This is a genomic window from Pseudomonas sp. GW460-LB5 (assembly GCF_059423245.1).
Map to the genome: position 1 here is coordinate 15,724 of NZ_JBWKXT010000046.1, position 23,313 is coordinate 39,036.

Genomic DNA, 23,313 nt, shown 5'->3' on the forward strand with positions numbered 1-23,313 from the left:
CTGTGCCGGCGATTGGGCCGCAACGCGGCCCCGAAACACCGTCATAAAAACAACAACAGGTGATACCCATGAACAACACACTCGACGTGCGCCAACTGATCGACCAGCAACCCATCGGCCGTTACCAGAAATGGGTGGTGTTCCTCGGCTTTCTGATCATCGCCCTGGACGGCCTGGATGTGGCCATCATCGGCTTCATTGCCCCCCAACTGAAAAGCGACTGGGGCCTGGGCGCGCAAAGCCTGGGCCCGGTTTTGAGCGCAGCGCTGATCGGCCTGGCCCTTGGCGCTTTGATCGCCGGCCCCTTGGCTGACCGCTACGGACGCAAGGCAGTATTGCTGTACAGCGTGCTGCTGTTCGGCATCTGGACCCTGGCCTCGGCTTTTTCCCCGAACCTGGAAACCTTGGTCGTGCTGCGCTTTCTTACTGGCCTGGGCCTGGGGGCTGCAATGCCTAATGCCAGCACCCTGGTCAGCGAGTACGCCCCGGCGCGCAGCCGCTCGCTGCTGATCACACTGGCGTTCTGCGGGTTCTCCCTGGGGGCAGCGATGGGTGGTTTCGTCAGCGCCTGGATGATACCCAACCTGGGTTGGCGCAGTGTGCTGGTGCTGGGCGGGGTGTTGCCGCTGCTGGTCTTGCCGCTGCTGTACTGGCGCCTGCCAGAGTCGGTCACCTTCCTGGTCAGCAAGGGCGCAGATCGCCAGCGCATTCTGGCCATTGTCCGCCGCCTGGCCCCCGACCATGTCAACGCCGACAGTACGTTCGTCATGCCCGCCAAGCGCCAGGGCACTGACGGTGCGATTGGCACCATCCTCTCGCAGCGCTATCGTTTTGGTACCTGCATGCTCTGGGCTGGCTATGTGCTGGCGCTGTTCCTGGTCTACCTGTTCAGCGGCTGGCTGCCGACGCTGGTGAAGGAGGGCGGTGGTTTTTCGGTGTCCGAAGCAGCCATTGTCACGGCCTGCTTCCAGATTGGGGGGCCGGCAGGGGCGATTTCAGTAGGCTGGGCCATGGACCGCTGTAACCCTCAGCGCGTATTGATGCTGACTTTTCTGTTCAGTGGTGCGGTGATTTTCACGATTGGCCAGGTGGTGGGGGATTTCGCCTGGCTGTGCGCCATTGCCTGCGCCGTGGGCTTTGGGCTGAATGGCGCAAGCGTTGGCATGAATGCATTGGCCGCAGCTTTTTACCCCACTGAGGCACGGGCAACCGGGGCCAGCTGGATGAGCGGCATTGGGCGCATTGGTGCCGTGCTCAGCGCCTTCGCCGGGGCTCAGATGCTGGCATTGGGCTGGAGCTTTGCGCAAGTGTTTGCATCATTGCTGATCCCTGCCGGGCTGGCGGCATTGGCGGTATGGCTGCAGGGGCGCAATGCTGCGCTACGGTTTAACGCTCAAGGCTGTACATCCGGCACTCCGCCAGCAGCGCCAGCAGGTTCGGCTCCCGCTCCCTAGCCTTCAGGAACACCACGCCTATATGTTGCTGCAAGCGGTATTGCGGCTTCAAGGCAATCAGCCTGACGCGGTTTTCGTACACCGCCGCAATGCGCCCGGGCAGCAGGGCAAAGCCCACGCCCGAGCTGACCATGCTCAGCAGGGTGAAGATGTCGTTCACCTGCATGGCCACCTTGGGCTCGAAGCCGGCCTGCTGGAACACCCGCGCGCCATCGCGGTGGGTGGCGAAGCCCTGGGTCAGGGTGATGAAGGTGGAGTCGGCGAGGTCGGCCAGGTCCACCTCGGCCTGCCCGGCGAAAGGCGAGTCGGTGGGCACAGCAAGGAAGATATCATCGGAGAACAGCGGCAGTTGCTCGCATGCCGGGTCGCTGATGCTGTCGTCGAGCGACACAAGGATAGCTTCCAGCTCGTGGTTTTTCAGGCGCTGCAGCAGGTCGACGTTGGAGCCCAGGGTAAGGTCGATGTTCAGCTCGCTGCGGCGCAGTTTCAGCCCCATGACCAGTTTGGGCACGGTCTTCACCGTCAGCGAGTAGAGTGCGCCCAGGCGGAAACGCTCGGCGTAGAAGCCGGCGGCTTCACGGGTCTGGCGGACCATCTGCTCGGCGTCCAGGATCAATTGCCGGGCTTTCTTTTCCAGCACGTAGGCGCTTTCCAGCGGGATCAGCTGGCGGCCTTCGTGCTTGAACAACGGGCAGCGCAAGGCGCTTTCCAGTGAGTGGATGGCCCGGTGCACGCTCACGGCGCTGGTGGACAACTCAACCGCCGCGCGGCCGAGGTTGCCCGTGCGCATGAAGGCAAGAAAGGTTTCCAGCTTTTTGAGGGTCAGTTCTTCGTCGATGAGCATGGGGGCCTGGGTGAGTATGGCGATAGAGTTATGGGGTGTTTGAGATCGAGCGCCGCCCGCGCGGCGCATCGCGAGCTGCGCTCGCTCCTACGTTTGTTCCGGGCCAATTAATCCTGTGGGATTTGCGCGCGAACGCGTTGGTGCATGGCTCGATATCGTGTCGTACGAACAGGGCGGTCGCGCGCGTTGGCGCAGGTGTTACTGGCCCGAAACAAACGTAGGAGCGGGCGCAGCTCGCGATGCGCCGCGCGGGCGGCGCTCGATCTCAAACACACCCCACACCTCAAGCCATACGCTCGATCAACGCCCACAATGCCGGGTCATTGAAATCATTCACGACCAGCCTGGCACCCGCCTCCAGCAACCGCTGCGGCGTCTGTGTCGTCGCCACGCCCACGGTAAATATCCCCGCGCCACTGGCGGCCGCAACCCCCGGCAATGAATCCTCGAAGGCCAGCGCCTGGCCGGCCTCGGCGCCCAGTTGCTGCAGGCCGGTGAGGTAGGGCAGCGGGTCTGGCTTGGGCCGCGCCAGCTCCTCGGCTACCAGCACATGCTCGAAATGCTGCCCAAGGCCCATGGCATTCAGCATGTGTTCGGCGTTCAGCCGCGGTGCGTTGGTCACCACGCACATGCCGATGTCATAGGCCTTGGCATGCGCAAGCAGGCGCAAAAGGCCTGGCATCGGGTCAAGACATGGCGACAAGTCGCGAAACAGCGCCTCCTTGCGATCGGCCAGTGCCCGGCACTGTTCGACGCTCGCGCCGCTGAACAGCTCGGCGAACAACTCGCCGTTGGCGCGGCCACTGACCTGGGCATCGAACTGCGCCTGGCTCAGTTCGCGGCCGTCATGCTCACGCAGCAGTTGGCGAAAGGCCTGCAGGTGCAGGGTATCGGTGTCGGTGAGGGTTCCGTCGAGGTCGAACAGCAGGGCGGTGAGCATGGGGTATCCAGATCAAGAAAACACAAGCCTTGGGATCATAACCAATGCTGGCGACAAAGGGGGCTGTTCAGCGTACTCCGAAAAGAGTACAAATGTGCTCCATGGACACTCTTACCCCCAAACGCCGCGCCATTTTCGAATTCATCCGCGAGCGCATTGCCGAGCACAGCCAGCCACCGAGCCTGGCCGATATCGCCACGCGCTTCGGTTTTGCCTCGCGCAGCGTCGCGCGCAAGCACATTACCGCCCTGTGCCAGGCCGGTTACATTGATGTCACGCCCAACCAGGCGCGGGGCATTCGCCTGGCCGAACCGCTGCGCCGGCCGGAAATCCTGGAAGTGCCGGTACTGGGCCAAGTGGCGGCAGGTGCCCCCATTGGCCCGGACCTGGATATCCACGAACAGCTCCTGCTCGACCCCAGCCTGTTCCGTCGCACCCCTGACTACCTGCTTAAAGTGCGTGGCGATTCGATGATCGACGACGGCATCTTCGACGGTGATCTGGTCGGCATCCTTCAACAGGCCGACGCCCGCGATGGCCAGATCGTGGTGGCGCGCCTGGACGGCGAAGTGACCATCAAGCGCCTGCAACGCCTGGGCAGCGGGTACCGGCTGTTGCCACGCAACCCGGCCTATGCACCCATCGATGTGAAACCCGACCAGGCGTTTTTCATCGAAGGCGTGTTCTGCGGCTTGCTGAGGCGTGACTGATGGGCGCGGTGGTCGACCTCGACAGGCTGCTCGACCAGCGCCGTGTCTGGCGCGGGCGGCAGGCCCAGGCACGGCCACTGGGGTTGCAGCCGACCGGTCATGCTGCCCTCGACGCGCGCCTGCCTGAAGGTGGCTGGCCGGCGGCGGCACTCAGCGAGTTGCTGCTGGCCAACCCCGGTTGCGGCGAGTTGCAACTGCTATGGCCCACACTGGCGCGGCTTAGCGCCGAAGGCAGCCGGGTGGTGCTGGTGGCGCCGCCCTTCATTCCTTACGCACCGGCCTGGCAGGCAGCGGGGGTGGACCTGCGCTGGCTGGTGCAGGTGGACGCCGCCCCCGCCGATGCCCTGTGGGCCGCCGAACAGTGCCTGCGCTCGGGCAGTTGCGCGGCGGTGCTGTGCTGGCCTGAACGTGCCGATGACCGTGCCTTGCGGCGTTTGCAGGTGGCCGCAGAAACCGGCCAGGCGCTGGCATTCGCCTGCCGGCCGCATCAGGCAGCACACAACCCCTCGCCAGCAGCACTGCGCGTTGCCGTCGACACCCGTCCGGCACAGTGGCGTGTGCTGAAAAGCCGGGGCGGCATGCCACCGGCGCTGCCCATCGCCTGCCCTGGGCGGGGCTGATGCCCCATGCTTTGGGCCTGCATCCTGCTCCCGCAGCTGGCGCTGGACACCGTCCTGCGGGAGCGTGACGACCCCGACACACCCTTGGTGCTGGTTGGCGGGCCTAGCCAACGTCGGGTATTGCAAGCGGTCAGCCCCGCAGCGGCTGCACTCGGGTTGCGGGCAGGGCAGACCCTTACGGCGGCACGTGCCCTGGCAGAGGGTTTTACTTGCGTCGAAGCCGACCCCAGGCGCATCGAGCAGGTTCAGCAATTGCTGGCAGCCTGGGCCTATCGCTTCAGTGCCCAGGTCAGCCTGCATTACCCGCGGGCTTTGCTCCTGGAAGTGGGGTCCAGCCTGCAACTGTTCGGCCCCTGGCCGTTGTTCGAGGCACGCCTGCGCCAGGAGCTGGCAGATTTGGGGCTGCGTCAACGCATCGTCCTGGCCAGTAACCCGGTAGCGGCGCGCATGCTTGCCAATGGTCATGATGGCTTGGCCTTGAGCGACGCCGACGCCACCCGTGCGGCACTGCTGGGCATGCCCATCACCCGTATCGGCCTGCCGGCAGATGCCGCCGAGGCGTTTGCCCGCATGGGCCTGCGGCAGTTGGGCCAGGTACTGGCCTTGCCGCGCGATACAGTGGCCCGGCGCTTTTCGGCCCAGGTGCAGTTGCACCTCGACCAGTTGCTTGGCCTGCGCAATGCGGGGCTGGACTTCTACCAGCCACCGGACCGCTTCGAAACCCGGCTGGAGCTGAACTTCGACGTTGAGTCGCACCAGGCGTTGTTGTTTCCGCTGCGGCGTATGCTCAACGACCTTGCCGCTTTCCTCGCCGGGCGCGACTGTGGCGTGCAGCGTTTTTGCCTGCACCTGGAACATGCCGAAGGGCCTGATACCCTGCTGCAGGTAGGCCTGCTGGCGGCCGAACGCGATGCCGCCATGCTGTTCGAACTGGCCCGTGGGCGCCTGGAGCCGCTGCGCATTCCCGCCCCTGTACGCAACCTGCGGCTGGTTGCCGAAGACCTGCCGCCCTTTGTACCGCAGCATCAGGCGTTGTTCGACCCACGCGCGCAGCAGGCACAACCCTGGGAACAATTGCGCGAGCGGCTGCGCGCTCGCCTGGGGGATGAGGCCGTCAAGGGGCTGAGCGCGGCAGCCGATCACCGCCCCGAGTGCGCCTGGCAGCTGACCGAGCAAGGCGCCCAAGGCAGTATGACGGTGGCTCCGGGCAGTCGCCCGGGCTGGCTGCTGCCAGCCCCGATGGCGCTGGACGCCAGCAGCTACCAGGTACAGGGCCAGGCCGAACGCATCGAGTCGGGCTGGTGGGATGGCGGCGACGTGCGCCGGGACTACTACCGCATCGAAACCCGTGACGGCCTGCGCGGCTGGGCCTACCGCGACCTCGGCCAGGCCGGCCCGCTGTGGCTGCAGGGCTGGTTCGCATGAGCACGCCGGGTTATGCCGAGTTGCATTGCTTGTCCAACTTCAGCTTCCAGCGCGGGGCGTCGAGCGCTGACGAGCTGTTCAGGCGTGCACGCGAACAAGGCTACCAGGCCCTGGCGGTCACTGACGAGTGCACCCTGGCCGGCATCGTCCGGGCCTGGCAGGCCGCCAAGGCCCATCAGCTGCGGCTGATCGTAGGCAGTGAGGTGCGGCTGCAAGAAGGCCCCAAGCTGGTGCTGCTGGTCGAGAACCTGGCCGGTTACCAGAGCTTGTGCGCGTTGATCACCCGGGCCCGGCGGCGGGCGCAAAAGGGCGAGTACCAGCTGTTTCGCGACGACCTGCAGCAGCACCATCAAGGCTTGCTGGCGCTATGGGTGGCCGATGACTGCGCCGATATGGCCACCGGGGAGTGGTTACGCAGTGTGTTCAGCGAGCGCTTGTGGCTGGCGGTGCACCTGCATCGAGGCAGTGACGATACCCAGCGTCTGCAGCACTTGCGTGGCCTGGCCGCTGAACTGGGTATCCGCGCCGTGGCCTGTGGCGATGTGCACATGCATGTGCGCGGTCGGCGTGCCTTGCAGGATTGCATGACTGCCATCCGCCAGCATTGCCAGGTAGCCGAGGCCGGGCGTTTTCTGTTTGCCAATGGCGAGCGGCACCTGCGCAGCCAGGCACAGCTGGGCGAACTCTATCCTGCCGACCTGCTGGCCGAGACCCTGGCCATTGCCGGGCGCTGCCAGTTTGACCTGAGCCAGCTGCAATACCAGTACCCGCGCGAACTGGTGCCCCAGGGCCATACCCCGGCAGGCTGGTTGCGTGAACTGTGCGAACAGGGGTTGCCGTTACGCTGGCCAGACGGGCCGGGTGACAAGGTACGCGAAGTGCTGGCCACGGAGTTGGCGCTGATCGAGGAACTCGGTTACGAAAGCTACTTTCTGACCGTGCATGACATTGTCGCCTTCGCCCGCAGCCAAGGCATTCTGTGTCAGGGCCGCGGCTCGGCGGCCAATTCGGTGGTGTGTTTCGTGCTGGGCATTACCGAGCTCGATCCCCTGCAGCATCGCCTGCTGTTCGAGCGCTTCCTGTCGCGTGAACGTAACGAGCCGCCGGATATTGACGTGGACTTCGAGCACGATCGGCGCGAAGAAGTGATCCAGTATGTGTTTCGACGCTATGGCCGGCATCGTGCGGCGCTGACGGCGGTGGTCAACACCTACCACGCCGCCGGGGCTGTGCGCGATGTGGCGCGGGTATTGGGTTTGCCGGTGGACCAGGTGGATGCCTTGGCAAAATGCTGTGGTCGCTGGAGCGACCGTATTCCCGATGACCAGCGCTTGGCCGAAGCCGGCTTTGAGGCCAGCAGCCCTTCACTGCGGCGGGTACTGGTGCTGGCGGGCGAGCTGATCGGCTTCCCCCGGCACCTGTCGCAGCACCCGGGCGGCTTTGTCATTTCCCAGCAACCGCTCGACCAGCTGGTGCCGGTGGAGAATGCCGCGATGGCGGAGCGCACGGTCATCCAGTGGGACAAGGACGACCTGGACATGGTCGGCCTGCTCAAGGTCGATGTGCTGGCGCTGGGCATGCTCAGTGCCTTGCGCCGCTGCTTCGACTTGCTGCAGCGCCATCGGGGCCAGCACCTGACCCTTGCCACCATCCCCAGCGAAGACCCGGCCACCTACGCGATGATCAGCCGTGCCGAGACCATGGGGGTGTTCCAGATCGAGTCGCGTGCGCAAATGGCCATGCTGCCTCGGCTGCAGCCCAAGACCTTCTATGACCTGGTCATCGAAGTGGCGATTGTGCGCCCTGGGCCGATTCAGGGTGACATGGTGCACCCGTACCTGCGCCGGCGGCTGAAGCAGGAGCCCGTCACTTATCCCTCACCGCAGCTCAAGGAAGTCTTTGAGCGGACCTTGGGCGTGCCGCTGTTCCAGGAGCAGGTAATGGAGCTGGCCATGGTTGCCGCCGACTACACACCGGGCGAGGCCGACCAGCTTCGGCGCAGCATGGCGGCCTGGAAACGCCACGGGGGCCTGGACCCGCACCGCGAGCGGCTGGTGCGAGGCATGCTGCGCAATGGTTACGAACTGGCGTTTGCCGAACGCATTTTCGAGCAGATCAAGGGTTTTGGCAGCTATGGCTTCCCGGAGTCGCACGCGGCCAGCTTTGCCTTGCTGTGTTATGCCAGCAGTTGGCTGAAGTGCCATGAACCGGCGATCTTCACCTGCGCGCTGATCAACAGCTGGCCCATGGGCTTCTATAGCCCTGACCAGTTGCTGCAAGAGGCCCGGCGCCAGGGTATCGAGGTGCGGCCGGTAGATGTCTGCCACAGCGAATGGGACTGTACCCTCGAGCCTGATGCTCAAGGCACATTGGCCATTCGCATGGGTTTGCGCCTGGTGCGCGGGTTGGCTGAGGCCGATGCCAGGCGGCTGGAGCAGGCGAGGGCTCAACGGCCATGGCGCGATGTCGAGGACCTGTGCCTGCGTGCCGGGCTCGACGCACGGGCCCGAGCCCGGCTGGCCGATGGCGGGGCGCTGCGAGCCTTGGCCAGCGATCGTCACCAGGCACGCTGGCAGGTGGCGGCGGTGCAGCCGCAGCTGCCGCTGTTCACTGATGTGCAAGCGGTGCCTGAAACGCCAGTGGACTTGCCTGTGCCCACCGTAGGCGAAGACCTGATGGCCGATTACCAGGCGCTGGGCACAACGCTGGGGCCGCATCCGCTGGCACTGTTGCGCTCACGGCTGAGGGCGCTGGGGTGTCGCAGCTCCAGCGAGCTGCAGGGTGTCGAGCATGGCGACAACATTGCCGTAGCCGGGTTGGTGGTGGGGCGGCAACGGCCCCAGACAGCCAGCGGAGTGACCTTCGTCACCCTGGAAGACGAGCACGGGATGGTCAACGTGGTGGTGTGGCGGGACATTGCCGAACGGCAGCGGCGGGCGCTGGTGGGGGCGCAGCTGCTCAAGGTGAGTGGGCGGCTGGAGCAGGAGAACGGCGTGCGGCACCTGATAGCACGGCGGCTGGAGGATGTGACCCCGTTGCTGCAAGGGCTGGATGTGCGCAGCCGGGATTTCCACTAACCCCCGGCCCTACCAAAAGCCGTGATGCTCGCGTATTCCTTGTGGGAGCGGGTTCACCCGCGAACACGGGCGAAGCCCGTGCCATCCACCGTGTTGCCTTCTTCGCGGGTAAACCCGCTCCCACAGGGGCCGCTCACGCTTTCAGATTGGCAAGATAAAGACGATTCACCGCTCGCCAGTTACACCATCGCCAACCGCTGCTTGCGCGTCGGTGCCGGGAACGCCCGGTCGATTGCCCGAAGGTCTTCGCTGTTCAAGGTCAGCGCACCTGCGGCTGCATTCAGCCGCACATGCTCGGGCGCCACGGCCTTGGGGATGGCGATCACTCCGTCATTACGGGTCACCCAGGCCAGGCTGACCTGGGCTGGCGTGGCGCCATGGCGCTCGGCGATTTCTGCCAGCACCGGGTGCTGCAGCAAGCGCCCGGCCTGGGCCAGCGGGCAGTAGGCCATGGTCGGCAACGCGCGCTTTTCGCACCACGGCAGCAAGTCGAACTCGATGCCACGCTGAGCCGGGTTGTACAGCACCTGGTTGGTGGCGCAGTCAGGGTTGTGCAGTTCGCGCAGGTCGTCGAGGTCGAAGTTGGACACGCCCCAGCGCTTGATCTTGCCTTGTTCGCGCAAATGCTCGAAGGCTTCGACGGTTTCTTCCAGCGGGTGCTGGCCACGCCAGTGCAGCAGGTACAGGTCGATGCAGTCGGTACCCAGGCGTGTGAGGCTGCGCTCGCAGGCGGCCGCCATACTGCGTCGGCCGGCATTGTGCGGGTACACCTTGCTGACCAGAAACACTTGGTCGCGGCGCCCGGCAATGGCTTGGCCAACCACGTCTTCCGCCCCACCTTCGGCGTACATCTCAGCGGTGTCGATCAGGCTCAGGCCCAACTCAATGCCCTGTTGCAACGCCGCCACCTCGGCGGCTTTGCGGCCAGGGTCCTCGCCCATGTACCAAGTGCCCTGGCCGATGGCCGGAACGCTCGAACCTGCCAGTTTCACGTAACGCATGTCACCTCCCGGATGCGGGTATTGGAAAGCACAACCTCAAGCAGCGCTTGCGCTGCAGTGGAAAGCTTGTGTTCGCTGAGGGCAATTACGCCGATGCGCCGCTCGACCGTGGGCTCCACCAGGGTGACGCAGCGGGCGCCGAGTTCCTGCATCTGGTTGATGCACAGCGCCGGTACGGCACTGACCCCCAGGCCGCTGGCGACCATTCGGCCGATGGTTGCCAGTTGGTGGCTCTCGAAAGCCACGGCCAGTTTGCCGTGGTGGGCGGCCACATTCTGCTCCATCAGCAGGCGTACCGCCGAAGGGCGTTGCAGCGCCACGAAGTCCTCGGCCATCAGCTGTGCCCAACTGACCTGTGGCAGCAGCGCCAAAGGCGAGTCTGCGGGTACCACCGCGACAAAGCGGTCCAGGTACAACGGGTGGAAGTCCAGCCCGTCGATGTTGTCCGGCTCGAAGCCGATGCCCAATTCGACGCGGCGATGGCGTACCAGTTCCAGCACCTGTTCGTTGATCACGTCATGCACCGTGACATTGACCTTGGGGTAGCACTGGCGAAATACCTTGAGCGAGTGGGGCAGCAGGTTGCCGGCAAAGGCCGGCATGGCCGCCACCGACACACGGCCCAGTTGCAAGGTGAAGCGTTGGCGCAGCATCTCTTCCGTGTCGTCCCAGTCTGCCAGCAGGCGCCGCGCCAGCGGCAGCAACACTTCGCCCTCGGCGGTCAGGCTGACGCTGCGCGTGGTGCGGCTGAGCAGGGCGCCGCCGAGGTTCTCTTCCAGGGCCTTGATGGTCAGGCTCAGGGCGGGTTGCGAGATATGCAGGTGTTCCCCGGCCTGGGCAAAGCTCTGGTACTTGGCCACGGCGACAAAGGCACGCAGTTGCTTGACGTTCATGACAGGCCTATTGTCTGTTTTGTAAAAGTTATCAATCGATGACGAAAACAAAATTAACAAATCAGTCGCGTGCGGTGAAGATGTCTGCACACGCTCACCGACAGCCTCGTCGGTTCTACAACTACAAAAGGCGGATCAGCATGGCCGGACTGGACAAGCGCGTTGCAACCTATGAACAGGCCCTTGAAGGCCTGACCGACAACATGACAGTACTGGCCGGTGGTTTTGGCCTGTGCGGCATCCCGGAAAACCTCATCAGCGAAATCAAGCGACGCGGCGTCAAGGGCTTGACCGTGGTGTCGAACAACTGCGGCGTTGACGGCTTTGGCCTGGGCGTGTTGCTGGAAGATCGTCAGATTCGCAAGATGATTGCCTCCTATGTGGGCGAGAACGCCGAATTCGAACGCCAGCTGCTCAGTGGTGAGTTGGACGTGGAGCTGACCCCGCAGGGCACCCTTGCTGAGAAGATGCGTGCCGGCGGCGCCGGGATCCCGGCGTTCTACACCGCCACCGGCTACGGCACCCCGGTTGCAGAGGGCAAGGAAGTGCGCGAGTTCAAGGGCCGCAAGTACATCCTCGAAGAAGCCATTACCGGTGACTTCGCCATCGTCAAGGGCTGGAAGGCTGACCACTACGGCAATGTGGTGTACCGCAATACTGCGCAAAACTTCAATCCGCTGGCGGCCACCGCCGGCAAGATCACTGTGGTCGAAGTGGAAGAGATCGTCGAACCCGGCGTGCTGTTGCCCAGCGAAATTCACACCCCGGGCATCTATGTGGACCGTGTCATCGTCGGCACCTTCGAAAAACGCATCGAAAAGCGCACCGTCAAGGCCTGAGCGCCATCCACCAGAACAACAAAGAGACCCTGACCATGGCACTGACCCGCGAACAGATGGCGCAACGCGTCGCACGTGAACTGAAGGACGGCTACTACGTCAACCTGGGCATTGGCATTCCTACCCTGGTAGCGAACTACGTACCCGCCGATATGGATGTGATGCTGCAATCAGAAAACGGCCTGCTCGGCATGGGCGAATTCCCGACCGAAAGCACCCTCGATGCCGACATGATCAACGCCGGCAAGCAAACCGTCACCGCCCGCCGCGGCGCCTCGATCTTCGATTCGGCACAGTCGTTCGCCATGATCCGGGGTGGCCACGTCGACCTCACCGTGCTGGGTGCCTTCGAGGTAGACGTGCAAGGCAACATCGCCTCGTGGATGATCCCCGGCAAGCTGGTGAAGGGCATGGGCGGTGCAATGGACCTGGTGGCTGGCGCCGAGAACATCATCGTCACCATGACCCATGCCTCCAAGGACGGTGAGTCCAAACTGCTGCCACACTGCAGCCTGCCGCTGACCGGCGCCGGCTGCATCCGCAAGGTGCTGACCGACCTGGCCTACCTGGAAATCGAAGACGGCGCCTTCATCCTGCGCGAGACCGCGCCGGGGGTAAGCGTTGAAGAGATCATCGCGAAAACCGCCGGCAAGTTGATCGTGCCGGATGACGTGAAGGAAATGACCTTCTGATTCAACGGGCTTCATGCATTCCCCTGTAGGAGCAGCCTTGGGCTGCGAAGGGGCCAGTGCAGGCATTCATGTAATGTTTGTCTGTACTGGCCGCTTCGCAGCACAAGGCTGCTCCTACAGGGGTTTTGTGTTTTGGCTGATTTATCCGATAAAACCAATAAAAGGAATTCAACTGTGGCCGCTGAAATCCAAGACAGCCGTTCTGCGCGCTTTGCCTTGCGCTGCTCCAACTGGGCCGAACGCTGGTTCCCCGATTCCTGGGTGTTCGCCGCCCTGGCGGTGCTGCTGGTGTGTATCGGTGCCCTGGCCATGGGCGCCAAACCGACCGACACTGCCAAGGCCTTTGGTGACGGTTTCTGGAGCCTGATCCCGTTTACCATGCAGATGGCCTTCGTGGTCATTGGCGGTTATGTCGTGGCCAGCTCGCCTCCGGCCGCGCGGCTGATTGATCGCCTGGCGCGTATCCCCGGCAATGGTCGCTCGGCAGTGTGCTGGGTAGCCCTGATTTCGATGCTGGCCTCCTTGCTCAACTGGGGCCTGTCGCTGGTGTTCGGGGGCCTGCTGGTACGCGCCCTGGCGCGGCGCACCGAACTCAAGATGGACTACCGCGCCGCTGGCGCGGCCGCCTACCTGGGCCTGGGTGCAGTGTGGGCGCTGGGCTTGTCATCGTCGGCGGCGCAACTGCAGGCCAACCCGGCCAGCCTGCCACCGTCCATCCTGTCGATTACCGGGGTAATCCCGTTCACTGAAACCATCTTCCTCTGGCAGTCCGGCGTGATGCTGTTGGCGTTGGTGCTGGTCTCGCTGGTAATCGCCTATGCCACGGCCCCTGGCCCGAACAGCGCGCGCAGTGCCGAAGACTGCGGCGTCGACCCCAGCTTCACAGCGCCACCTGCACCGCAGCGCACGCGCCCGGGTGAGTGGCTGGAGCACAGCCCGATCCTGATCTTGCTGCTGGTGGCCCTGGCCGCTGGTTGGCTCTACCAGGAGTTCGCCACCAAGCCGGCGATTACCGCGATCTCCGGGCTGAACACCTACAACCTGTTGTTCATCATGCTCGGCGCCTTGCTGCACTGGCGCCCACGCAGCTTTCTGGACGCTGTGGCGCGCGCCGTACCGACCACCACGGGTGTGCTGATCCAGTTCCCGTTGTACGGGTCCATCGCTGCCATTCTCACCCAGGTGAAGGGCGTCGATGAACAGACGCTGGCCCACCATATTTCGCTGTTTTTCACCCAGATTGCCACCCACGACACCTATGCCGTGCTGATGGGAGTGTACTCGGCCGTTTTGGGCTTCTTCATCCCTTCGGGCGGTGGCAAGTGGATCATCGAAGCACCGTACGTGATGCTGGTGGCCAACGACCTGCAGTACCACCTGGGCTGGGCGGTGCAGATCTATAACGCTGCCGAAGCCTTGCCGAACCTGATCAACCCGTTCTACATGCTGCCGCTGCTGGGCGTACTGGGGCTCAAGGCGCGCGACCTGATCGGCTTCTCGTTCGTGCAGTTGCTGGTGCATGTGCCGTTGGTGCTGGTGTTGCTGTGGGCGCTGGGTACGACGCTGCAATACGTACCGCCTGTGATGCCATGAAGGCAGAGCCGCTGTGCGGCCCATCGCCGGCAAGCCAGCTCCCACAGGCCCGGCTGACGCTGTATGTGTGGAACCTGGCTTGCCCGCGATGGGCTGCAAAGCAGCCCCAGCATTTCGCCGGCAGTCCACGTATCATGGTCAGGCTGACTCAGCCTGGGAAACCCGCGTCACATGTCTATCCGATTGAAACTGCTGCGTAAGAAACTGGGAATGACCCTGGAAATGCTGGCCGAAAAGACCGGCATGACCAAAAGCTATCTGTCCAAGGTCGAGCGCGGCCTGAATACACCCTCGATTGCTGCCGCGCTAAAGCTGGCCCGGGCGTTGAACGTGAATGTCGAAGAGTTGTTCGCCGAAGAGCAGGCTGGCCCGAGCCGCTACAGCCTGGTGCGCCACGGCGAACGCCAGGCCCTGGTAGGCGACGGGCAAGGGCCTGGCTATGCAGCCCTGACCAGCCAGGTCGGGCAGCGCAGCCTGTTGCCGTTCCTGATCCAGCCGCCGTCCGAGTTCAGCGACCCCACGTTCAAGGAACACCAAGGCGAGGAATTCCTGTTCGTGCACGCCGGCCAGGTGGAGGTGGATTTCATGAACGAACGGGTGCTGCTGGAGCAGGGTGATGCCTTGCATTTCAACGCCCAGACACCGCATCGACTGCGCTCGGTAGGTGCCCAGCCGGCGCAATTGATTGTCGTGGTTCACCACGCAGACGAATAAAACCACGGGGCAGGGCACGCCCTACCTGTGTTCTCATCCGTGAAACGCAGCCGCCATCGCATCAGCCCGCCTTTGCATCTTTTGCATGTCGGTATTTTGACGAATACCGCCATCGCCCATTGAATTTTATTATGGTGTCGGATCATTGACGTAGTGTCATTGTGCCCATAAGCTCAAGTCAACAGCGAAACAACTCCCGCCATACTGTGCAAATAACTAATTGATTTTCCTCATTTCAGGAGGGGCGTATGCGCACGACTCTGATTATCAAATCAATGTTCTTGCTGGTGTTGCTGAGTGGGGCTGCGCGTGCGGCAGATTCGTATGTAAACCAAAACAGTATCATTCCTGTTTCAACCGCCGGCTGGTTGTTGGCCTTCGCTGTTGTCGGCTTTGTACTGGTCGCCAACAGAAGAAAAATCTGAGCCTGACCCGCTCCCTGTCAAAGCGAGCGCAGGTTGTTGCAAGCCCGGGGCTGGCTTGTGAATTTCCCAACCGTTGCTATATTCCCAGTAGCCCTTCAAAGGCCTTGGTTGCAGGGCACTGCAGCCCACATGTACGGCGTCAAGGTTGGGGCCTTCCAGGAAGGTCGAGGCCATCGCGGTGGGTTCAAGCCGCGAAGCGGAGCGAGAGTTGGTGTGCTGTTCTCATTCAGTGCTCTTTTTCGGGCCATTTGGCCGGAGGGACCCTCATGATGCGTTCATTGATTGCCGCATTCTGCGTGCTGGCCGTGTGGTCCAGTGCTGGCAACGCCGATCAGAGTGGTACGGCTTACCTGCTCAGCCCTGGTGATGTGGTAATGGTTTCGGTGTGGCAGGAAGACAGCCTGCGTCAAGAAGCCACCGTACTCCCCGATGGCAGCATCACCTTCCCCTTGGCCGGGCGCATCAATGTTGCCGGCCTGGATGTAACGGCAGTTGAAAAGCAAGTGGCTGCCAAACTCGACAAATTCCTCCCCGACCCAAACGTCAGCGTTGTCGTCAAGAGCATCGCCGGCAACCTGGTCTATGTACAAGGCAAAGTGATCAAGCCGGGCCCCGTGCAAATGGCGGGCCCTACCGCAGTGCTTCAGGCGCTGAGCATGTCGGGCGGGCTGGACAAGTTTGCTGACGAAAGCGATATCAAGGTGGTCCGCGGTACTGGCGCTTCCCAAAAGATCCTGCCCGTGCGATATAAGGACCTGGTGTCTGGGCGGGACATGTCCACCAACATCCAACTTCAGGCTGGCGACACGCTGGTCGTTCCTTGATCTTGCCTTTAATAAGAACACTTAATGCCTCTTCTCAGAACAACAAGCATTGCAACGGCAATCATTGTCTTGCCGTTTACGGACGTGGTACTGGCGGCAAATTGGCAGTCTACGGTGGTGGTACCGACATCCGTTGAATATGACAGCAACCCTTTGTTGCTGACATCGGGGGAAAAGGGTGTAACGCGCACGATCATCGCGCCGGATTACACCCTGATCGGTACCTTCGATCAGGATGAACTGAGGTTGGGGCTGGGCATGCATGTGTTGCGCTCGTCCGACACGGATGTGGTAGATGACCGTGAGGACCCCGATATCAGCCTGGGCTGGCAGCGCACCACCGAGCGTGGGCGTTTCGGGCTGGTGGCACGTTACAACGAAAGCTCGACGCTGTCGGGGACGGTGCTGGATACCGGGGTCATCACCACTGACGGTACGCAAAAGCTCTACACCCTGACCGGCAACTGGAGCCAGGCGGTGACCGAGCGTAGCACCCTGAGCAACGAAACCACGTACAACCGTGCCCGTTATGACATCAGCTCGCTGACGGGCTACGACGAACTGGCAAACGTATTCACCTGGACCTACGCCTGGAGCGAACGGGCCGATGTGTATTCCCGTTTCGGTGCCCGCCGCTATGAGCCCGAGCAGGACCTTACCGCGACCGCCTCCAACAGCTACACCCCGGCAGTCGGTATCAAGTACCAGCTTGCCGAAGGCCTGAGTGCCGATGCCCACATTGGCGTCAACCAGGTGTCTGGCGACGGCGGCGGCCGACGCGGGGAGGGTGGGGTGGCATTGCTGTACACCGGCACGCGCGCCGACGCCAGCCTGACCGCCGAGCGCAGCACGGTGGCCAGTGCCGAAGGCGGTTTCGCCGAGCTGGACCAGGTGCGTGGCGTGTGGAGTTATGCCGTTACCGAACTGGCGCGGGTGGGCGCTGACGCGGCCTGGCAAGACAGCAAAGGGCAGAGCCCTAACACACTGCAGACTTACAGCGTTTGGGCCAGCCGCCAGTTTTCACCGTACTGGGACTTGCGCCTGTCGCTCATGTACAAGGAACGGCAACAGGACCGAGCGCCCGATGCAACCGCGACGATCGTTGGTTTGACGTTGACGTACAGGTACCCCGACATCTGAACTTCAGGCAGGTGGCCCAATGAAGTCTGACTACGAACTCTCCATCAGAGATTACATCGCCATTATCAAGGACAGGGCCCTGGTGTTAGGGGTGAGTGCCGTAGTCATACTTGCCGCGACCGTGGCTGTCGCGTTGATGGTGCCGCCGATTTACCAGTCGACCGGCACCATTCTCGTGGAATCGCAACAGATTTCCCCTGAGCTGGTATCGACCAACACCACCAGCTTTGCCGATGAGCGCATCGAGGTGATTCGCCAGCGGGTGATGACGCGCGAGAACCTGCTGCGCATCATCGACAAGTACAACCTGTTCGCCGACAAGCGCTTGAGCGAGTCCGACAAGATCGACCAGATGCGCAATGCCATCGTGGTCGAAACCCTCACCACGTTCGTGCGCGGGCGGGGCGAGGCGACGGTTGCGTTCAATGTGTCCTTCGAACACAAGCAGGCGCAAGTCGCCAAGGAAGTGGCCGACGAACTGGTCACGCTGTTCCTCAACGAAAACCTCAAGCAGCGCACCGAGCGGGCCAACGAAACCACCGAGTTTCTTACCCAGGAAGCCAACAAGCTGGGCGCGGAACTGGCCAGCCTGGAAAACCAGCTGGCCGACTTCAAGCAGGCCCACGCCAATGCCTTGCCAGAGCACCAGACCCTGCGCATGAACATGCTCTCGCGTTCGGAGCTGGAGTTCCGCGAAGTTGACCGTGACTACAAGGCTGCCCAGGAAGAACTGCGCTACCTGGAGCTGGAACTGTCTGCGGCCAATGCTGGCCTTGCTACCAAGGTTACCGAGGGCAGCAAGCCAGCCAGTGCTGACCAGGCTCAGGACCTGCCGAGCCTTAAAGCCGAGTACGCCCGGTTGCTGACCCGCTACAAGGATGCCCACCCGGATGTGGTGGCGATCAAGCGCAAGATCCAGGCGTTGGAAGCCAGTGGTGGGCGTACGGCCACGACGTCCACGGTCAGCCTCGACGTGGCGCGCGTCCGGGCCAAGATGAGCGCGGCCCAGGAACGTATCAGCTCGCTGGCCGATCAGAAGCGCGAGCTGACCCGAAAGATGGAAGGCTACGAGGCCGAGATCCTCGAGGCGCCGCAAGTCGAGCGTGGCTTGGTGACGTTGATGCGTGACCACGATAACGCGCGCAAGAAATACGAAGAAATCCGCGCCAAGGAAATGGGCGCTAAAATTACCGAAAGCCTGGAGCAGGAGAACAAGGCCGAGCGCTTTGTACTGCTGGAGCCACCGCTGATGCCTGAAAAACCGATCAAGCCTAACCGCAAGAAGATCGCGGCGCTGGGCCTGGTGCTGGCACCGGCAGGCGGTGGTGCCTTGGTGATGCTGCTGGAAATGCTCAACCAGCGCGTGCGCGGCGTCGGTGCGTTGGAAAACCTGCTGGGCAAACGGGTGCTGGTGGCAGTGCCCTACATCGATACCAGAGCGGACGTGGCCAGGCGCAAACGCTGGCGGAACTGGCTGATCCTGGCGGCACTGGCGTTGGTAGCTATCATGGTAGTGCTGGTGCACGTCTTCTACATGCCACTGGATGTGCTGTTGTTCAAGGTCATATCTCGGTTTGCATAGGGAAAGCAGTGATGGACAGGACCAAGCCGGCTGTTGGCAACAATATTCACCAGGTTACCCCGGGTACCCCTCAGGCTTTATCACCTCCCCCCGGCACGGCATTGGCGGAGGTGCCTGGGCAGTTCGACTATGTGAATACCAAAGTCGTGCCGCTGCGGGCTGACCACCTTGAGCGCCACCGCATCGTGGCGTACAACAAGAACTCCAACATGAACGGGCCCATCGACCTGCTGCGCACGCAGGTGCTCAGGGCCATGGAGGAGAATGGCTGGCGGACCCTGGCCATCACCTCGCCAACGCCTGAGGCCGGCAAGACCGTGCTGGCGATCAACCTGGCCATGAGTATCGCTCACCACACCACCAAAACTGCCTTGCTGGTGGATTTCGACCTGCGCCGGCCCAAGGTCGGCAGCTGTCTGGGCCTGCCCATGGAGCAGGCGCTGAACGAGTTCCTGACGGACAAGGCCGAGCTGCAGGAGTGCCTGGTCAACCCGACTTTGCCACGCTTCGTGGTGCTGCCGACGCGGGTGCCGGTGCCGATGTCGACCGAGATGCTGTCGTCGCCCAAGGTGAACAACCTGATCAGCGATTTGCGCAACCGCTACGAGTCGCGCATCTGCATTTTCGATTTGCCGCCGTTGCTCAGCTCTGACGATGCGATCACCGTGATACCCAAGTTTGATTGTGTGCTGCTGGTGGTGGCCAACGGGATGAACAACAAGAAGGAAATCGAGGACTGCCTGCATCACCTGGCCACGGTGAACCTGATCGGGACGGTACTGAACAAGGCTGACGAGCAGCCGCGAACCTATTATTAAGGTTCGAAATTTTGGGGCTGCTTTGCAGCCCCAGAGATCTCAGCCCTGATGCAGGCTCCAGGGATACTGCAACTCCCACTGCCACGCATGCCGCACAATCTGCTCCAGCGAAGCAAACTCCGGCCGCCAGCCCAGCACTTGCAGCGCCTTGCTTGCATCCGCCACCAGCCGTGGCGGGTCGCCGGCACGGCGCGGCGCGTCAAGGGCATTGATGTGCCGCCCGGTCACCGCCCGGGCTGTATCGATCACCTGCTGCACCGAAAAGCCCAGGCCATTGCCCAGGTTGAAAGCAGTGCGCTCGCCACCCGCCAGTAAATAGTCCACCGCCAACGCATGCGCCGATGCCAGATCGGCCACATGCACGTAGTCGCGGATACAGGTGCCATCCGGGGTATCGTAATCCCGGCCAAATACCGTTACCGCCTCACGCCGGCCAGAGGCGGCCTGCAGGATCAGCGGGATCAGGTGGGTTTCCGGCTCGTGGCGTTCACCCAGCTGGCCATCCGGGTCGGCACCGGCGGCATTGAAGTAACGCAGGCATACCGACTTCAAGCCATACGCCCGGTCGAAGTCCTCGAGAATCTGCTCGACCATCCATTTGCTCAGCCCGTAGGGGTTGATCGGCCCTTTGACGTGCGCTTCATCAATCGGCACGTACTGCGGGTTGCCGTAAACGGCGGCACTGGAAGAAAACACCAGATGCCTGATACCCGCATTCACCATGGCCTGCAGCAAGGCCAGGGTGGCTGCAACGTTGTTCTGGTAGTACTTGCCGGGTGCGCTGACCGACTCGCCCACCTGGATGAACGAGGCGAAGTGGAACACGGCGTCGAAATGACAAACGCCGAACAGCACGTCCAGGGCCGCTTCGTCGGCGATATCGAGCTTGGCCCACTGGATGCCGGGGCCAGGCCAAACCAGGTCCGCCACCACTACCTCATGGCCGGCACCGAGCAGGTGCTTGACCATGTGCGAGCCAATGTAGCCCGCGCCACCCACTACCAGAAATTTCATCCGCACCTCCTGGAATCTGCTGTTTACAGACGCAGTGAACCGTCCCTGAAACGTGCAGGTGGGATGATCAGCTACAGGTGACCTGAGCGTAGATGGCCCTATGCCCTATTTCAAGAACAGCCAGTTGGACATGTAGTTGCTGTCGAAGGTAATGCTGTAATGCCCATCCTTGTACGCCACCGGCAGTGTCTTCAGCTGCGCCTGTGCATCGCGGGCGAACAGTTTGAGGCCGGCAGGTGCCTTGATGATCACGCTGCCTTCAAGCGGTTCGACGTTGAACGGCGTCTTGTCATCGGCCTTGGGCATGGCACGTGTCCCCAGTGACAGCAGCAGCTCACGCGACTGGCCCAAGGGCTTGCCGTCCAGGCTCTGTACCGCGACGCTGGCGTAAGGCGTTTTTGTCTGTAGCTGAACGGCCCCCAGGCTGATCGAGCGGCCACCCAGCCAGCCGGTGGCGGCCTGGGTCAGTGGCGTATCGATGGTGTAGATGCCTTGTTGCCAGTTGCGCTTGAGCTCGCCGGTGTCGGTGACCGATTCAGTGGCATCGGCGGCCAGTAGCGATTGCCCCGGGTCCTGAAGCACTTGCGCGCCAGAGGTGATGGCGGCAGGTTTCAGCCACGGCAGTTCTGGTGTTGGCGGCAGGGCAATCTGCAGTTGGCCCTTTTCCATGGCTGTGCGCAACAGTACCGAACTGCGCGGGGTGATCTCCTGGTTGTAGAGGGTGGCGGGCGTTGGTGCGAATACGTAGCGGGTAGTTGCCGGCTTGACGTCCGCACGGCGGTAGAGCAGGGCGGCAGCGGGCAGGGTGGCGATCATCGCCGGGTCGTTGTACGCGTGCCAGTTGTCCGCCGTGCGCCAGCCCGGGTTGAACCCTTGCTGGCTGTACGCGTACTGCATCATGGCGTCCCAGCCTTGATGGCTGGCGGTGCCGGCTACATACAGCGGCAAAGAATGGCGGTCGGGCAGCGGGAACGGTTCGGCGTTCCACTCGGTGACGGTTAGCGGTTTGCCGACCACCTGGGCGGCGGCGATCCAGTCGATCATGCCGTCGCTGGTCAACGGGTTCTTCTCCAGCTGGCCAATGGCGCCGTAGCTGTGGGCATCGACGACATCGCCTGCGGTCAGCGCCGGCAGTGCACTCAGGCCATTGCCGCCCCAGGTGCTGGTGGTGGCGATCGGCACTTTCACGCCCAGGCCGCGCAGGTGGGCGATCATGTCGGCGTTGAAGCGCTGCTCCAGGTCGTTCAGGAACAGCTTCGACGGGCCGTGCTCCCAGGCGCGCCAGGTAAGGTCGGCGGGAAGGTCATGCTGCCTGGCGAACGCTTTGGCTGCGGCCATGTAGCGTTCGCTGTGGCGCGGTACATCCTTGTTCGGCATCAGTGCGTTACCGTAGTGCTGGGTGAGATCGTTTTCGTTGGTGATCAGCACGGCGGCGATGGCGGGGTCGTCTTTGTAAGCCAGGCCGGTGTATTCATTCACATGGGTCAGGTACTGCTCGGCAAACCGCTTCATCGCTTTCTGGATACTGTCGTTCACGTAGGCGTAACCCTTCAGGTCGACGCGACCTTCCTTCTCGGGCAGCTCACCGAAGTCATCAATGTTGTCGTTGGCGGTAAACGCACGTTGCACGTGCATGTCCAGCCAGATGTAGATGCCTTCGTCCTTGAGTGCCTTGATCCACAGGTCGAGCTTGCGCAGCGACTCGGCGCTAAGTTGCTGGGTATCGCGCACCAGGGTGCCGTCGCCAAACACGTTCGGGCTCACCCACGGCGAATCGTGGTGGTGCAGGCGCACCAGGTTGAAGCCCAATGCCGACAGGCGCTTGGCCTGTTGGCGAATTTCGTCGTCGGGGCTCTTGAACAGCGAGTAGGCAGACAGGTTGGTACCCCAGAAGCGCACCGGGGTGTTGTCTTCAAACATCAACTGTTCGCCGACTGCCTTGACGAAGCCGCGCTTGCCGGCGGGCTTTTCTGCCGCATTGAGGAACGACAGGTCCACTGGCGAGGTGCGCCAGTCCAGCTGGTCATCGGGCCAGGTGGCGGGGTCGGCCAGGCCGAAACGCTCGGTGGGCGTAGGACCCAGTTCGATGTCGCCGGTAACGTTGAGCACCGCCTTGAGCTGCTGGCGGCCGGCGCTTATCGGGTCTTTGTAGAGAAACGCACGCAGCTCGGACGGGTTGCCGCGCTCGAAATAGACCTTGGCCAGTGGCGGATCGAAGCGCATCTCGACACGCCGGCCCTGGTCGGCCTTGCCCCACGACCAGCCGCGGTTGTCGGGCAGCAGTTGCGGGGCGCCCATGTCGCCCGCAATCTGCGCCGGGTCGAACTGGAACACCATGCCGCCGCCCATCACCCCGGCCTGGCGGCTGTGGGCGTTGAGGTCGAATGCCCAGCTCAGGGTTTGTGCCTGTTCCTTGCGGATATCCGCCTTCAGGTCAAAGTCCAGCTCCTTGTTCTTGCCCAACAGTGTGTACTGGTAGGGGCCATTGACCTTGAAGTCGGTGTAAAAGCCGGTCCAGCTCCAGTTGGCCGCCCAGAAGTCGAACTTGGCTTTCATCACCGGGCCGCCGCCGCGTGTCACGGTAGGCAAGCCATTTTGCTCATCGACACTGACCTGCCAGTCTGACCCCCAGCCGGTCAACGGCAGCAGGGCCAGGCCGGAAATGGCCGTAAGGCGCACGAAATGACGCAGGGTGAGCACGTTCATTG

20 protein-coding genes are annotated in these 23,313 nt (G+C 62.8%); 14 read left to right on the forward strand and 6 right to left on the reverse strand.

Going from position 1 to position 23,313, the window contains the following annotated elements; all coding sequences use genetic code 11:
* Positions 1–68: 68 nt before the first annotated feature.
* Positions 69–1,454, forward strand: a complete 1,386-nt coding sequence (locus tag AC07XM_RS23185; protein ID WP_016487279.1) for an MFS transporter — start codon at positions 69–71, stop codon at positions 1,452–1,454.
* On the opposite strand, the gene AC07XM_RS23190 is transcribed toward AC07XM_RS23185, so the two are convergent.
* On the reverse strand, positions 1,387–2,298 hold the full coding sequence (locus AC07XM_RS23190) for a LysR family transcriptional regulator (RefSeq protein WP_016487278.1): 912 nt from the start codon (positions 2,296–2,298) through the stop codon (positions 1,387–1,389). The two genes, AC07XM_RS23185 and AC07XM_RS23190, sit on opposite strands and share 68 nt — an antisense overlap.
* Before the next feature lie 283 nt (positions 2,299–2,581).
* Complete coding sequence (locus tag AC07XM_RS23195; RefSeq protein WP_023048282.1) at positions 2,582–3,238, reverse strand: HAD family hydrolase; 657 nt, start codon at positions 3,236–3,238, stop codon at positions 2,582–2,584.
* A gap of 92 nt (positions 3,239–3,330) precedes the next feature.
* Here AC07XM_RS23195 and lexA point away from each other — a divergent pair, with 92 nt between their 5' ends.
* Genes lexA through AC07XM_RS23215 form a run of 4 tightly spaced genes read left to right on the forward strand, consistent with a single transcriptional unit; the run spans position 3,331 to position 9,070 of the window.
* Complete coding sequence (lexA, locus tag AC07XM_RS23200; RefSeq protein WP_016487276.1) at positions 3,331–3,948, forward strand: transcriptional repressor LexA; 618 nt, start codon at positions 3,331–3,333, stop codon at positions 3,946–3,948.
* The gene (gene imuA / locus AC07XM_RS23205) at positions 3,948–4,568 is read left to right on the forward strand and encodes a translesion DNA synthesis-associated protein ImuA (RefSeq protein ID WP_016487275.1); all 621 of its coding nucleotides are present in this window, start codon (positions 3,948–3,950) and stop codon (positions 4,566–4,568) included. Before lexA ends, imuA begins: the two co-directional genes overlap by 1 nt.
* 6 nt (positions 4,569–4,574) lie before the next feature.
* On the forward strand, positions 4,575–5,993 hold the full coding sequence (locus AC07XM_RS23210; RefSeq protein WP_070086426.1) for a Y-family DNA polymerase: 1,419 nt from the start codon (positions 4,575–4,577) through the stop codon (positions 5,991–5,993).
* Entirely contained in the window at positions 5,990–9,070 is a 3,081-nt protein-coding gene (locus AC07XM_RS23215) for an error-prone DNA polymerase (RefSeq protein ID WP_102688836.1), read from the forward strand. Before AC07XM_RS23210 ends, AC07XM_RS23215 begins: the two co-directional genes overlap by 4 nt.
* A gap of 179 nt (positions 9,071–9,249) precedes the next feature.
* Here AC07XM_RS23215 and AC07XM_RS23220 read toward each other — a convergent pair whose 3' ends face one another.
* Positions 9,250–10,071, reverse strand: coding sequence for an aldo/keto reductase (locus tag AC07XM_RS23220; RefSeq protein ID WP_016487272.1), 822 nt, complete (start codon positions 10,069–10,071; stop codon positions 9,250–9,252).
* On the reverse strand, positions 10,059–10,964 hold the full coding sequence (locus tag AC07XM_RS23225; protein WP_016487271.1) for a LysR family transcriptional regulator: 906 nt from the start codon (positions 10,962–10,964) through the stop codon (positions 10,059–10,061). The genes AC07XM_RS23220 and AC07XM_RS23225 overlap by 13 nt, the downstream gene beginning before the upstream one ends.
* A 140-nt stretch (positions 10,965–11,104) precedes the next feature.
* On the opposite strand from AC07XM_RS23225, the gene AC07XM_RS23230 reads away from it, so the two are divergent.
* From AC07XM_RS23230 to AC07XM_RS23270, 9 genes are all read left to right on the forward strand, one after another.
* Positions 11,105–11,803, forward strand: coding sequence for a CoA transferase subunit A (locus AC07XM_RS23230; protein WP_016487270.1), 699 nt, complete (start codon positions 11,105–11,107; stop codon positions 11,801–11,803).
* A gap of 35 nt (positions 11,804–11,838) precedes the next feature.
* Positions 11,839–12,495: a CoA transferase subunit B gene (locus AC07XM_RS23235; RefSeq protein WP_016487269.1), complete on the forward strand. Its 657-nt coding sequence runs from the start codon at positions 11,839–11,841 to the stop codon at positions 12,493–12,495.
* Between the two features lie 174 nt (positions 12,496–12,669).
* A complete protein-coding gene (locus AC07XM_RS23240) occupies positions 12,670–14,088 on the forward strand; it encodes a short-chain fatty acid transporter (protein ID WP_016487268.1) in 1,419 nt (472 codons plus the stop codon).
* A gap of 171 nt (positions 14,089–14,259) precedes the next feature.
* Positions 14,260–14,802, forward strand: coding sequence for a helix-turn-helix domain-containing protein (locus tag AC07XM_RS23245; RefSeq protein WP_102688837.1), 543 nt, complete (start codon positions 14,260–14,262; stop codon positions 14,800–14,802).
* Between the two features lie 248 nt (positions 14,803–15,050).
* Positions 15,051–15,227: an EPS-associated small membrane protein EppA gene (gene eppA, locus AC07XM_RS23250; protein WP_016487266.1), complete on the forward strand. Its 177-nt coding sequence runs from the start codon at positions 15,051–15,053 to the stop codon at positions 15,225–15,227.
* Positions 15,228–15,493: 266 nt separating this feature from the next.
* Entirely contained in the window at positions 15,494–16,051 is a 558-nt protein-coding gene (locus AC07XM_RS23255) for a polysaccharide biosynthesis/export family protein (protein WP_016487265.1), read from the forward strand.
* A 24-nt stretch (positions 16,052–16,075) separates the two neighbouring features.
* Entirely contained in the window at positions 16,076–17,191 is a 1,116-nt protein-coding gene (locus tag AC07XM_RS23260; RefSeq protein WP_016487264.1) for a hypothetical protein, read from the forward strand.
* A gap of 19 nt (positions 17,192–17,210) precedes the next feature.
* On the forward strand, positions 17,211–18,773 hold the full coding sequence (locus tag AC07XM_RS23265) for a GumC family protein (RefSeq protein WP_016487263.1): 1,563 nt from the start codon (positions 17,211–17,213) through the stop codon (positions 18,771–18,773).
* A gap of 11 nt (positions 18,774–18,784) precedes the next feature.
* Positions 18,785–19,591: a CpsD/CapB family tyrosine-protein kinase gene (locus tag AC07XM_RS23270; RefSeq protein WP_016487262.1), complete on the forward strand. Its 807-nt coding sequence runs from the start codon at positions 18,785–18,787 to the stop codon at positions 19,589–19,591.
* Between the two features lie 39 nt (positions 19,592–19,630).
* On the opposite strand, the gene galE is transcribed toward AC07XM_RS23270, so the two are convergent.
* Both galE and AC07XM_RS23280 read right to left on the reverse strand, forming a co-directional pair.
* Positions 19,631–20,605: a UDP-glucose 4-epimerase GalE gene (galE, locus tag AC07XM_RS23275; protein WP_016487261.1), complete on the reverse strand. Its 975-nt coding sequence runs from the start codon at positions 20,603–20,605 to the stop codon at positions 19,631–19,633.
* 105 nt (positions 20,606–20,710) lie between these two features.
* Positions 20,711–23,311: a glycoside hydrolase 5 family protein gene (locus AC07XM_RS23280; protein ID WP_102688838.1), complete on the reverse strand. Its 2,601-nt coding sequence runs from the start codon at positions 23,309–23,311 to the stop codon at positions 20,711–20,713.
* Positions 23,312–23,313: the final 2 nt, after the last annotated feature.